The sequence below is a fragment of the Micromonospora sp. BQ11 genome (assembly GCF_052068135.1).
Classification (GTDB): domain Bacteria; phylum Actinomycetota; class Actinomycetes; order Mycobacteriales; family Micromonosporaceae; genus Micromonospora.
Map to the genome: position 1 here is coordinate 232539 of NZ_JBQHDB010000010.1, position 11928 is coordinate 244466.

The following is an 11928-nucleotide window of genomic DNA, read 5'->3' on the forward strand; positions in this document are numbered from 1 at the left end:
CAGACACCATCGACGCTCACCTCTGCCCGGAGGTCAAGTCGTCGCGCAACTCGCCTCGGGGCTGCCACGCCGGATCAGGCCGCTTGGTCCTGGGGGCCGAACTTCCAAGTCCAGTCGAGGCGGTGGCGGCCGAAGGTGCGGCGTTCGCCCTTGAACCCGGCGCGCAGGAGTTTGATGTCGGCGACGAGGCGGATGATCTCCCGCTTGACCGGGATGTCGTCGCCGAGTTCTTGCCACGCCTGCACCGCTTGGTCCCCGATGCGCCCGCGCAGCACGGCGGGGATCCCGGCGTCGGCGGAGCGTTGCTCGTACTCGGCGATCTGCGCCAGGAGGCCCTTCTCGGCACGGGCATAGGCGATCGCGGTGACCTCACCCTCCTCACCCAGCTTGCGCCAATCCTCCAACTCCCCGCGCAACCGTTGCGCCTCCGCACGTGCGTGGGCGACTTCCTCGTCGGTGGCGCTGGTGGCGGTGAGGATGTCGTACACGTCGGGGCGCGACAACCACGCCACCACAGTGCGCTGCACATACTCGTCGAGGAACTCGGCTTTCACCGCGGCGCACCGCTTGTGCAGGCAGGAGTACACCTGCCCCGTCCAGCCGTGCCGGTTCACCTTCTGCGATGACAGCGGCCCGTCACACACGCCACAGCGCACCAGGTACGACAGCAGATGCACCGCACGGGCGGGCCGGGTCGTCGTGCGCGACGGGTCGCCCAGCATCCGTACCACCGACCAGTACGTCTCCTCGTCGACGAGGGCGGGCCAGATGCCGTCGCCGACAATCTCGCCTCGGAGCACCCGCTTGCCGATGTAGGCCGGGTTCATGACCTGCTTGCGCAGGATGCCGCGCCGCCAGAGTCCTCCCTCGGAGGCGGGGATGCCGAGCCGGTTGAGTTCGGCCTCGATAGCGGTTAGCGGCGTGCCTTCGGAGATCTTGCGGAAGTTGTCCCGCACCAGCTGCGCCCGCGAGTACTGCGTCACCGTTCCGTCGGCCGCCACGGCCGTGCGGATCTCGGTGTCCGGCTCCTGACGGAGCAGGGCACGGGTGCGCTGGTCGTAGATCCGCCGGTACCCGTAGGTGACCTTTCCGTGCGGGCGGCCCGCTTCGGCAGCGCCGACGATGCCGCGTAGCACGTTGTCGCGGATCGAGTCGGCCATCCACTCGGCCTGCACGGCCTGGAAACCGAGCATCATCCGGTCGTTCTTGTCCCGCAGGTCGTACAACACCCCGCCGACCAGCCAGAAGTTGAGACCGACTTCGTGGCACATGTCGCGGATCTTCACGAACACTGCGAGGTCGCGTTCCTTGCGGGAGATCTCCCAGACCACGAGCACGTCGCCCTTGCCCGCGCGGATCTGCTCGATCAGCAACTCGAACTGCTCTCGCTCCTTCGTGGCGCGGCGGCTGGCAGAGCGGTGGTTGTCGGTGAACGACCCGGCGTCTGTCCAGGACCGCTTCGTGATCTCCGCGAGGTTGAGCACTCCCTGGTCGTGGACGCTCTTGCCCTGTTCCTTCTTGTCCTGACTCGCGCGCTGATACCGCAGCGCCCGCACCTGCCCGCAACCCGCAAGTAGCGCGTCCTTGCTGTCGAACCGGCCCTGATTCCCCGACCGGGCCTTGCGCCGTACCATCAGAACCGTCCCCCTAGATCGACGTTCGTGTCGGCAACATCGACCATAGCTTCTAACGATTCTTGACAGTGCCGACGGTGACGCCGAGCAGGTCGGCGGCCTCGGCCTCGGTACGGTCCTCGAAGAACCGCAGGACCAGCACGGCGCGTTGCTTCGCGGAGAGCTTCAGCAACGCGGCCTGCAACGTGATCCGCAGGGTCGTCAGGTGGGCGTGGTCGGGGGTCGAGTCGCCTCCGCGTGGCTCGGGCATGTCGCCCGGCATCGACTCGGCCACCCTGCGGCGGCGCCACCAGGAGACCTGCAGGTGGTACATGGTCTTGCGGGTGTACGCCTCGGCGTTGCCGCTGTGGTGCAGGCGGTCCCAGGAGCGGTGGGTCCGGGCCAGGGCCGACTGGACCAGGTCCTCGGCCAGGTACTGGTCGCCGGTCAGGAGGTACGCCGAGCGCAGCAACGCCGGCGTACGGGTCCGCACGAACGAGTCGAACTCATTCAGGAGAGGGTCCACACGAGCCGATCCTTGGGGTCAGGTGGTGCATCAGCGTGATGCACTCCCAGACGTCACCCCCGTCCGGCAAGGTTGCCGCCGCCGTCAGGGAGATTCGCGCACAGCGACGGCCCCGGCGCTGAGCGCCGGGGCCGTCGCCGTACCTGATCGTGCGACTCAGTTGACGGTGACGGGGACGACCTTCGGCGGCTGTTGCACCTGCCCGTAGTTGTCGACCGCCCTGATCGAGACGGTGTAGGCACCCGCCGGGACCACCGGCGACGTGTAGGCGAAGTTCGACCCGGGCGATCCCTGGCTGGTGAGGAAGGCCGGGATCCAGGTCGAGCCGCCGCCGAACACGCCGGACGAGTTCATCACCTGCCCGGAGGCGTTGACGATCTGGATGTCCACGCGCAGCATGCCGACGTCGTCCACGGCACGTCCGGTGACCACGATCCTCGAATCGGTGTAGACCTGGCCGTCCTGCGGGGTGAGGCTCGGTTCCAACCGTGGGTCGAGGTCGCCCGGGTAGACGAGGTACCGGGCGGTGGCGCCGGAGGTCGAACCGTCCAGTTGACCCGCCGTGTCGACGGCCCACGCCTCGACGCTGTACTCGCCCTTGGTCGGCAGGTCGATCGGCAGGGTGAACGTGGTGCTCGTCGCGCCGGGCGAGGCGAGCGTGGCGTTCACCGTGGCGAAGCTCGCCGCCATGGTGCCGTTCGGCTGCACGTACCGGCCGGTGTCCAGGTCGCGCAGCGCCACCCGTACGCCCTGCACGCCCTTGTCGTCGGTTGCCGTGCCGGCCAGGTTCAGGCGCAACTGCTCGACGTTCTGATCGACGCCGGTGAAGCTCAACAGACCGTTCGGGAACGCGTCACCCGGTACCTGTGCGGTGACGCTGAGCCGGCCCAGGTTGGCGTTCGGCGTCGTCAGACCCAGGTTGTCGGTGGCGCGTACCCGAAAGTCGTACACACCGGGGGTGAGCGGCACCGTGGTGTAGGACCAGTTGTACGACGGGGCGCTGAGGTTCGTCGGCGAGATCCGGTGGTAGGCCGCGATCGAGTCGGTGCCCCACGTGCCGTCGGCGGCCAGCGACTCCCGGGTGGTGGTGTTGCGGAGGTAGATCTCGACGGACCGCACGGTGGCGTCGTCGCTCGCGGTGCCGGAGAACGTGATCGTGCCGCCCGGTGCGACGGTGAGCGGCGCGGCGGCGGTGGGCGGCGTCATCGGTACGGGGGTGGCGATGGTCACCGCCGGCGGGACGCCGGTCGTCGAGACCGTCCAGTCGCGGGTGTCGCCGCGCAGGTCGCTCTGACCGGCGCTGTCGATGGCGGTGGCCGTCATCTTCCACTCGCCCTCGATGGGCAAAACCACCTCGAACTGCCAGGTGGCCGAGAGCGCCCCGACCACATCCGGCTCGCCGCGGAACGTGTTGTGAACCGGGGCGACCGTCCCGTCGTCCTGCAGATACCGGTTGTCCGGCGTGCGGAACGAGTAGGTCATCGCGCTGACGCCCTTGTCGTCGGTGGCGGTGCCGGTGGCGATGAAGCTCGTGGTGGTGAGCAGGCCACCGGCCGGCGCGGTGATCCTCGTCGTCGGCGGCAGGTCGTCGTACCGGAAGGTCTCGATCTTCTTGACGGCCTTCGTGGCGTCGCTCGTCCCGTCGCGCGCCACCGTCCTCGCCTGGACCAGGTATTCGCCGGAGGGCAGCGACACCGGGAGGGACCACGACGTGGAGGCGCTGTTCGGCGCGGCGACCGTGGCGTTGATGCTGTTGGCCGCACCCCACGAGACGAGGTTGTCCTGCAGGTACTGCTTGGAACCACGGTTCTGGATCTGGACCTCGACCCTGCTGACGCCGGCCGGGGCCTTCGCCCCACCGTCGATCACGAACGACTCGTTGGCGGACTTCACCGCCCCCTCGATCGGCGTGACGATCGTCGTGTCCACCGCCGCCGGCGCCGGTGCCCGGGACAGGTCGAAGAACCCGACCCGCCCCACCGTCTTGTCGCCCTTGACGTTGCCGTCGCCACCGACGAAGAGCCCGCGCGACGTGGCCAGCATGGCCTTCTCGCCCTCGTACGAGTTGGAGCCGGGGTTCCACTCCAGGGCGGTGCCGGTGGCCGGGTCGAGCGCGCCGAGGTGGTCACGGCGGACCACCTGGTCGCCGAGACCGTAACCGCTCAGGCCCTGGCCCGTGCCGTACCCGACGTTGTCCAGGCCCGGCCACGGGACGTTCGAGGTGGGCGATTCCTGCCAGCTGAAGTGGCCGCCGACGTACACGGCCGTCTCGGTGACGGCGACCGAGTAGATGCTGTCGAAGTGACGGGACACCCACTTCGGCTCGACGTTGTCGTTTCCGGTCATCGGAAACGCGATCGCGGTGTCGTTGATCGGCGGGCGGTCGCCGCCCGAGCCGCTGGTGACGACGAAGTAGGAGTCGTTCGGCGCGATGTCACCGGCGAAGACCCGCTGGATGCCACCGACGAAGGAGAGGTTGTCCTCCCAGAGGCGCGTCCGCCAGGGCAGCAGAGCCTTGGTGGCGGTGTTGATCAGGCCGACGCCGTAGCGGTCCTGCCCGGCGATCTGGCGACCGGTGTGGACGACCAGGAGCCTGCCGGCGTCCTGCGTCAGCTTGAGCTGCTGCACGGTGAGCATGCCGCCGACGCCGATGCCGCCGGTCAGCGGCAGGTTGAATCCGGTGTCCACCGCGCCCGTGGTCGGGTTGAGCGCCACCAGCGCGCTGCGGCTCACGCCGTTCACCGTCGCGAACTGGCCGCCCACGTAGACCGCCGTGCTGCTCACCGCCAGCGCGGTCGCACGGGCGCTCGCGTTCGCGGTGAAGGTCGTGATCGGGGCCCCGGTGACCGGGTTGAGCCGCACGATCTTGCGCTTGGTGACACCGCCGACGGTGTTGAACGAGCCGGCGACGTAGAGCGACGCGCCGTCCGGGGACGCCTCGACGGCCTCGACGGATCCGTCGAAGGCCGGCCGGAAGCCCGTGTCCACCTTGCCGGTGTCGATGTTGTACGAAGCCAGGTACCGCTGGGAGATCGGCGTCGCGCCGACGTTGGCGATCGAGGTGAAGGAACCGGCGACGAAGACCCGGTTTCCGATCACCTCGATGTCGGTGATCTCGCCGTTGGTGATCCGCGGGACGTCGGTGCGAGGCGCGGTCGGCACCAGCCCGGTGTGCCCCGGTACCGATCGGGCTGCGATCGCGGCGGTGGCGGCGAGCTTTTCCGACACCGTGCCCGCGGTCGCCGGTGTGCCCGTCGACACCACGGCCGCGGCGACCAGACCCGCGACGACGCGGCTCCGTGTGTGCATCGAGAACCCCCTGTAAACGCCGGCGTCGCACCACCGGGTCGACCCCGGGGACGTCCACCTGCCGGCGTGCCGGAGGTCACCGTAGGAAGAAGTGACCCCGTGCGGATACGGCGGCACGCCGGAACCGACCGCTCGATATCAATTTCGGCCGCACCGGCCAACCGCGGCACCTTCGGATCCACCCCCGGCCCACCAATCGGATCGATGCACGTCCGCCCAGCGGGCGCGGGCTGGCTGATCGACCCAGTCGTCGCCGGCAGCGCGTCCGGGCGACGGCGTGTCTGAATTGGATCGCCGGCCGGACCCCACGGGTCTTACGCTGCGGCAATGCTGCTGCGCATGTCGACCCTGCTGCTCCGGACCCTGCGCGAGGACCCGGCCGACGCGGAGGTGCCGAGCCACCGGCTGCTGCTCCGCGCCGGCTACGTCCGTCGCGCCGCACCGGGCGGGTACACCTGGCTGCCGCTGGGCAAGCTGGTGCTGGACCGGGTGACCGAGGTGGTCCGCCAGGAGATGACGGCGATCGGCGACCAGGAGGTGCACTTCCCGGCACTGCTACCGGCGGAGCCGTACCGGACGAGCGGGCGCTGGACGGAGTACGGCGACGACATCTTCACCCTCGCCGACCGGCGTGGCGCCGAGCACCTGCTCGCTCCCACGCACGAGGAGCTGGCGGCGCTGCTGGTGAAGGACCTGTTCACGTCGTACCGGGACTTCCCGGTGACGCTCTTCCAGATTCAGACGAAGTTCCGCGACGAGGCCCGGCCCCGGGCCGGACTGCTCCGCGGGCGTGAGTTCCTGATGAAGGACGCCTACTCGTTCGACCTCGACGAGGCGGGACTGGCGGCGGCGTACGACCGGCACCGGACCGCCTACCAGCGGATCTTCGCCCGGCTCGGCCTGGAGCACACGGTCGTGCACGCCATGTCGGGCGCGATGGGCGGTTCGGCGTCCGAGGAGTTCCTGGCCGCCGCCGAGGTCGGTGAGGACACCTACGTCGGCTGCACCGCCTGCGACTACGCGGCGAACACCGAGGCCGTGACGACTCCCGCCCCGGCGGCGAGCGACCCGGACGCCCGGCCGGCGTCCGAGGTGTACGACACCCCGGAGACGCCGACCATCGCGTCCCTGGTCGAGCTGGCCAACAACCGCCGCCTGGCCGGGCGCGACGACTGGACCGCCGCCGACACCCTGAAGAACGTGGTGCTCACCGTCCGCCGGCCCGGCGCGGAGGAGGCGGACCTGCTGGTCGTCGGGCTGCCCGGGGACCGGGAGGTGGACCTCAAGCGGGTCGGGGCGGCGCTCGCCCCGTCGACCGTGGCGGTCTTCGACGCCTGGGACGCCCACCCGGAGCTGGTCCGCGGCTACATCGGGCCGCAGGTCATGGCCAAGCTCGACATCCGGTACCTGGTCGACCCGCGCGTCGTGGCCGGCACCGCATGGCTGACCGGCGCCAACGAGCCGGGTCGGCACGCCACCGATGTGGTGTGCGGGCGGGACTTCGAGCCCGACGGCACGATCGAGGCGGCCGAGGTCCGACCCGGCGATCCCTGCCCGGCCTGCGGCACGGGTGCGCTCACCATGCGGCGGGGCATCGAGATCGGCCACATCTTCCAGCTCGGCCGCCGCTACACCGACGCGTTCGCCGTCGACGTGCTCGGCCCCGCGGGCAAGCCGGTCCGTCCCACCATGGGCTGCTACGGCATCGGCGTGTCGAGGGCCGTCGCGGCCATCGCCGAACAGCACCACGACGACCGGGGACTGGTGTGGCCGGCGGCGGTCGCGCCCTGCGACGTACACCTGGTCGCCGCCGGCAAGGGCCCGCAGCTCGACGCGGCGCTGGACCTCGGCGGACGGCTCGCCGCCGCCGGCCTGCGCGTGCTGGTCGACGACCGCACGCACGTCTCGGCCGGGGTCAAGTTCACCGACGCCGAACTGGTCGGCATCCCGCGCACCGTCGTGGTCGGCCGCCGTCTCGCCGAGGGGTACGCGGAACTGCGCGACCGGGCGACGGACGAACGCGTCGAGGTGCCGGTCGACGGTCTGGTGCAGATGCTGGTCGAGGCGGTGCGGGCCGACCCCGGACGTGGTGTAGTCGACGCGTGACGGGGTAACGCATCTTGATCGGCTGGATGACGCGGAGGGCTCTCATGACCGGTTACCGGGTTAGTGACGTGATGACGAAGCAGGTCATCTACCTGCCGGCGGAGACCACGCTGGACGAGGCGGCCAGGGTGATGAAGGAGGCGGACATCGGCGACGTGGTCGTCACCGAGGGCGCCACCCTCGCCGGCATGCTCACCGACCGGGACATCGTGGTCCGCGCGGTCGCCGCGCGCAGCGACCCGGGCACCACCACGATCGGCTCGATCATCACCCGTGAGGTGATCATGATCGAGCAGCATTCGACGGCCAACGAGGCTGCGGCGCTGATGCGCGAGCGCGGCATCCGGCGGGTGCTGGTCTGCGACACCGATCGGAAGCTGGTCGGCATCGTCTCCCTCGGTGACCTGGCGATGCAGCTCGACCCCCAGTCGGCCCTCGGCGAGATCAGCGAACAAGCCCCCAGCGTGTGATGTGCAAGGAAGGGCCCCTTCTTAACGCCTGCGGTAGAGGAAGGGGCCCTTCTTAACGCCCACGTCGCCGCGCACCGCCCGGCGGTAACCTGGCGGGATGCCCGAGATGCCGACCCGACTGGCCGAGATCGTCGACGAGTTCGCCGCCGCACCCCGCGACCTGGTGCTGGAGATGCTGCTGGAGTACGCGGACGTCATCCCGCCCCTGCCGGCCGAGCACGCCGACCGCGAGGGCATGGAGCAGGTGCCCGAGTGCCAGACGTCGTTCTTCCTGCGCGCCCGGGTCACTCCGGAGAAGACCGTGGAGACGCTGTTCGACTGCCCGCCCGAGGCGCCGACGACCCGCGCGTTCGCGGGCATCCTCGCGGAGGGTCTGGAGGGGGCGTCCCCCGAGCAGGTGCTCGCCGTCCCCGACGACCTGTACCAGCGGATGGGCCTGGCCCAGGCGATCTCTCCGCTGCGGGTGCGCGGCGGCACCGCGATCCTGGCCCGCCTCAAGCGGCAGGTCCGGGAACAGATTAGCTGACCAGGGAGTTGTTGCCGATCATGGAGATCGAGATCTACGCCGACGTGGTCTGCCCGTGGTGCTACATCGGGAAGCGCCGGCTGGAGCAGGCCCTTGAGTCGTACGACGGCGAGGTGACCGTCCGGTACCGCCCCTTCCAGCTCGACCCGTCGCCGGTGCCGGAGCCCCGCCCGCTCGTCGACGCGCTCGCCGACAAGTTCGGCGGCCGGGACCGGGCCCGGCAGATGTTCGGACAGGTGACCGAGGTCGCGGCCGGGGTCGGCCTGAAGCTCGACTTCGACCGGGCGCTCGCCGCCAACACCTTCGACGCGCACCGGCTGGTCTCCTGGGCGACCGACCAGGGCCGCGCGGCCGACATGGTCGACGCCCTCTACCGGGCCCACTTCACCGACGGCATCGACGTGGGCTCGCGGGAGGCGCTCGCCGCACTCGCCTCCGGGATCGGCCTGGACGGTGCCGAGGCCCGCCGCTTCCTCGACTCCGACGAGCGGGTGAGCGACGTCCGCGAGGACCTGGCCGCCGCCCGGCAGCTCGGCGTGACGAGCGTCCCGACCTTCGTGCTCGCCGGCAGGTACGCGGTGACCGGCGCCCAGGAGCCGGAGACCCTGCTCGCGGCGCTGACCGAGGTGCACCGCCGTGAGTCGGACACACCCTGAGGCCTCAGACATCGACGCACATGATGTTTCACGTGCAACGGTATCGACCAGCGTAACGATCTAGGCCGGGCGGGCCAGGCCCTCCAGGACCCGCGCCCCGGGCAGCGCGCCGAGCGCCGGCCCGGGAAGGGCGATCTTGCTGTGCCGTACGCCGGAACCGATGATCACGTGGGGCGTCGCGATCACCCGCGAGTCCACCAGGATCGGCCAATCCTCCGGCAGCCCGATCGGAGTGATGCCGCCGTACTCCATGCCGGTCAGCTCCACCGCCTCCGCCATCGGCGCGAAGCTCGCCTTACGGACGTCCAACTCCCGGCGGACCACGCCGTTGACGTCCGCGCGGGTGGTGGCGAGCACGACGCAGGCGGCGTACCGGACGACGCCCTCGCGCTTGCCGGCCACCACCACGCAGTTGGCCGAGACGTCCAGCCCCACCTCGTACGCGGCGCAGAAGGCGGCGGTGTCGGCCAGGTCCGCGTCGATCGGCGCGACCAGCACGTCGTCGACGTCCACCGGGGCGTCGGCGGGCCACTGCGCGATCGCGGTGGCGACCGGCGGGGCCAGCAGGTCGAGGCGGGCGCGGGCGGGTTCGGTCTTCAGCGTCCCCATCACGGTTGCGATCCTCGCACCCACCGCCGAACTCCGCCCACCGGGCGGCCACGCCTCTGCCGTACAGGTCGTTAAGAAGGGGCCCTTCCTCTACCGCAGGCGTTAACCGGGGGCCCTTCCTTACACCCTCACCTCAGCTGCCGGTGAGGAAGCCGTTCTCGCGTAGCAGGGTCCGGTCGCGTGCGGCGGCCAGTTCCTCCGCCCGCTGTGCCTGGACCCGGCGGACCTCCACCTCCTCCAACGCGTGCCGGATGGCGAGGCGGATCACGCCGTAGAGGAAGACGAACCCGAAGACGTACAGAATCACGGTGGTGACCAGCGCCAGCATGCGGCCAGGGTAGGCAGGACGCGAATGCGTACGCGTCTCATATTGCTCCGGATCCCCCGTACGTGTCGGTCAGGTACTCCGCCCACGTACGGGTGCCGCGCGGCGTCGCCCCGGTGACCAGACCACCGTCGCGCAGGGCTCGGCCGAGCGCGCCGGGGATCCGCACCGGCAGCAGCGGACGGCGGGACCGCCGGGCCGCCTTCCAGGTGCGGACGGCCTCGTCGAAGCGGATCACCTCGGGTCCGCCGTACTCCTCGACGCCGTGCAGGGGACCGGCGGTGAGCCGCGTGACGAGCCGGTCCGCGACATCGCGGGGGTCGACCGGTTGGGCGAGCACCGCCCGGTCCCCGATGACCGGGCCGAGTCTGCTCGCGCCGCGCAGCACCTCGTCGAGGAACGCGGGGAACTGGGTGGCCCGCAGCACCGTCCACGGCACCGGCCCGGCCGCCACGACCTGCTCGGCGGCGAGCTTGTGGCGGTAGTACGGGATCGGCACCCGGTCCACCCCGACGATCGACATGTAGACCAGATGGCGTACGCCCGCCCCCTCGGCGGCCACGACGAGCCGGCGGGTGCCGAGCACGTCGACCTGGTGGACGCGTCGCCCCTGGTTGGGCGCCGAAGCCAGGTGCAGTACGGCGTCCACCCCGCGCACCGCCTCGGCCACTCCCGCACCCGTGGCCAGGTCCACCACGACCCACTCCGTCACCGGGTCGGTACGCGGCCGGCGGCTCGTCGCCCGCACCACCCACCCCTGCTCGCGCAGCCGCGGCAGCACCACCGCGCCGAGTCGCCCACCGGCACCGGTCACCAGGATCCGCACAGGTCTCCTCCTTGTCACTCAGCCGTCGCCGTCGCCATGACGGGACGAGATCGGTCGACGTGACGGACCCCGCGGACGGTCACCGCAGCAGGTCCGCCAGGGTCAGCGCCACGAACAGGGCGATGACGGCCTCGCTGACCACCCAGGCGTGCCGTTGGGCCTGGTCGCGGAGCCGGGGCAGCACCGTCGCGGCCCGGTGGCCGAGCAGCACCAGAGCCAGCAGGGGCAGCGCCAGGAAGGTCAGCGTCAGCACCACGAACGGCAGGAGATGCCACCAGGGCAGGTCGTGTCGGGCAGCCGTCGCCCCGACGGCGACCATCGTGAGGTCGTCCGACGGCATCGCGAGGAAGAGCAGCACCCCCAGCTTGACGGCGTAGGCGGGGCCGGCCCGTTGCAGCCGACCCATCCACCTCGGGGTGCCACCGACGTGCCGCCGCAGGAACACCACCACCGCCAGGACCGCCAGCAGCACCACGACCACCTGGTCGATGCGCGTCTCCACGGAGCTGCGCCCGGCGTGGCCGCCGTCCCCGGAACCGATCTTCACCGCCCGGGTGACCAGCCAGCTCGCCGTCACCCCGCCACCGACCACCAACCCCGCGCCGGCCAGGTAGCCCAGCGAGGCGGCGCGCGGCCGGTCGGCCGTGGCGAGGAAGACCGCCGCGACCAGTTGCGTCCCGGCGACCATCACCACGGCCATCGGGAGGATGGTCAGGAAGGTCATCGTCCGACCATCCTCGCGGCCGGACCGCCGGCACGGGACCGGATCCGCCCCGACGGGATTCCGGCGACGGTTCGGTCAGTTCCCTCCGCGGCCAACCGAAATTCGGCGCCGCTCCCGGGCATAACGGACGGTTCGCCGGGAAGCCAGGCCGCCGAAGACGGAGGCGTGGGAGGCGAGATGGCGTACGGCAGGGGCAGGAGCGGCGGGGGGCCAGGCCGGCGTCCGTCCGGTCGTACGC

Annotated in this window: 11 protein-coding genes; 4 read left to right on the forward strand and 7 right to left on the reverse strand. The window is 70.9% G+C overall.

Features of this window, described 5'->3' with window-relative positions; all coding sequences use genetic code 11:
- Positions 1-74 precede the first annotated feature (74 nt).
- The 3 genes from ACTMSW_RS21900 to ACTMSW_RS21910 all read right to left on the reverse strand — a co-directional run bounded on the left by ACTMSW_RS21900 (position 75) and on the right by ACTMSW_RS21910 (position 5448).
- Complete coding sequence (locus ACTMSW_RS21900; protein WP_441182533.1) at positions 75-1634, reverse strand: recombinase family protein; 1560 nt, start codon at positions 1632-1634, stop codon at positions 75-77.
- Between the two features lie 52 nt (positions 1635-1686).
- On the reverse strand, positions 1687-2139 hold the full coding sequence (locus tag ACTMSW_RS21905; RefSeq protein WP_441182534.1) for a SigE family RNA polymerase sigma factor: 453 nt from the start codon (positions 2137-2139) through the stop codon (positions 1687-1689).
- 156 nt (positions 2140-2295) lie between these two features.
- Positions 2296-5448, reverse strand: a complete 3153-nt coding sequence (locus ACTMSW_RS21910) for an Ig-like domain-containing protein (protein ID WP_441182535.1) — start codon at positions 5446-5448, stop codon at positions 2296-2298.
- Between the two features lie 327 nt (positions 5449-5775).
- Here ACTMSW_RS21910 and ACTMSW_RS21915 point away from each other — a divergent pair, with 327 nt between their 5' ends.
- The 4 genes from ACTMSW_RS21915 to ACTMSW_RS21930 all read left to right on the forward strand — a co-directional run bounded on the left by ACTMSW_RS21915 (position 5776) and on the right by ACTMSW_RS21930 (position 9206).
- Entirely contained in the window at positions 5776-7554 is a 1779-nt protein-coding gene (locus tag ACTMSW_RS21915) for a proline--tRNA ligase (protein ID WP_441182536.1), read from the forward strand.
- Positions 7555-7598: 44 nt separating this feature from the next.
- Positions 7599-8024: a CBS domain-containing protein gene (locus tag ACTMSW_RS21920; RefSeq protein ID WP_441182537.1), complete on the forward strand. Its 426-nt coding sequence runs from the start codon at positions 7599-7601 to the stop codon at positions 8022-8024.
- Between the two features lie 97 nt (positions 8025-8121).
- The gene (locus ACTMSW_RS21925) at positions 8122-8550 is read left to right on the forward strand and encodes a SufE family protein (RefSeq protein WP_441182538.1); all 429 of its coding nucleotides are present in this window, start codon (positions 8122-8124) and stop codon (positions 8548-8550) included.
- A gap of 20 nt (positions 8551-8570) precedes the next feature.
- Positions 8571-9206, forward strand: a complete 636-nt coding sequence (locus ACTMSW_RS21930; protein WP_441182539.1) for a DsbA family oxidoreductase — start codon at positions 8571-8573, stop codon at positions 9204-9206.
- Between the two features lie 60 nt (positions 9207-9266).
- On the opposite strand, the gene ACTMSW_RS21935 is transcribed toward ACTMSW_RS21930, so the two are convergent.
- From ACTMSW_RS21935 to ACTMSW_RS21950, 4 genes are all read right to left on the reverse strand, one after another.
- A complete protein-coding gene (locus tag ACTMSW_RS21935; protein WP_441182570.1) occupies positions 9267-9815 on the reverse strand; it encodes a YbaK/EbsC family protein in 549 nt (182 codons plus the stop codon).
- A gap of 133 nt (positions 9816-9948) precedes the next feature.
- A complete protein-coding gene (locus ACTMSW_RS21940; protein WP_357029558.1) occupies positions 9949-10143 on the reverse strand; it encodes a hypothetical protein in 195 nt (64 codons plus the stop codon).
- Between the two features lie 37 nt (positions 10144-10180).
- Entirely contained in the window at positions 10181-10966 is a 786-nt protein-coding gene (locus ACTMSW_RS21945) for an SDR family oxidoreductase (RefSeq protein WP_441182540.1), read from the reverse strand.
- A gap of 79 nt (positions 10967-11045) precedes the next feature.
- Positions 11046-11690, reverse strand: a complete 645-nt coding sequence (locus tag ACTMSW_RS21950) for a GAP family protein (protein ID WP_441182541.1) — start codon at positions 11688-11690, stop codon at positions 11046-11048.
- Between the last annotated feature and the right edge of the window lie 238 nt (positions 11691-11928).

What these genes read in the sequence shown, in the direction of transcription:
- ACTMSW_RS21900 (WP_441182533.1), bottom strand. Translation starts at nt 1,634, where the DNA reads ATGGTACGGCGCAAGGCCCGGTCGGGGAATCAGGGCCGGTTCGACAGC.
- ACTMSW_RS21910 (WP_441182535.1), bottom strand. Translation starts at nt 5,448, where the DNA reads ATGCACACACGGAGCCGCGTCGTCGCGGGTCTGGTCGCCGCGGCCGTG.
- ACTMSW_RS21915 (WP_441182536.1), top strand. Translation starts at nt 5,776, where the DNA reads ATGCTGCTGCGCATGTCGACCCTGCTGCTCCGGACCCTGCGCGAGGAC.
- ACTMSW_RS21920 (WP_441182537.1), top strand. Translation starts at nt 7,599, where the DNA reads ATGACCGGTTACCGGGTTAGTGACGTGATGACGAAGCAGGTCATCTAC.
- ACTMSW_RS21925 (WP_441182538.1), top strand. Translation starts at nt 8,122, where the DNA reads ATGCCCGAGATGCCGACCCGACTGGCCGAGATCGTCGACGAGTTCGCC.
- ACTMSW_RS21930 (WP_441182539.1), top strand. Translation starts at nt 8,571, where the DNA reads ATGGAGATCGAGATCTACGCCGACGTGGTCTGCCCGTGGTGCTACATC.
- ACTMSW_RS21935 (WP_441182570.1), bottom strand. Translation starts at nt 9,815, where the DNA reads ATGGGGACGCTGAAGACCGAACCCGCCCGCGCCCGCCTCGACCTGCTG.
- ACTMSW_RS21940 (WP_357029558.1), bottom strand. Translation starts at nt 10,143, where the DNA reads ATGCTGGCGCTGGTCACCACCGTGATTCTGTACGTCTTCGGGTTCGTC.
- ACTMSW_RS21950 (WP_441182541.1), bottom strand. Translation starts at nt 11,690, where the DNA reads ATGACCTTCCTGACCATCCTCCCGATGGCCGTGGTGATGGTCGCCGGG.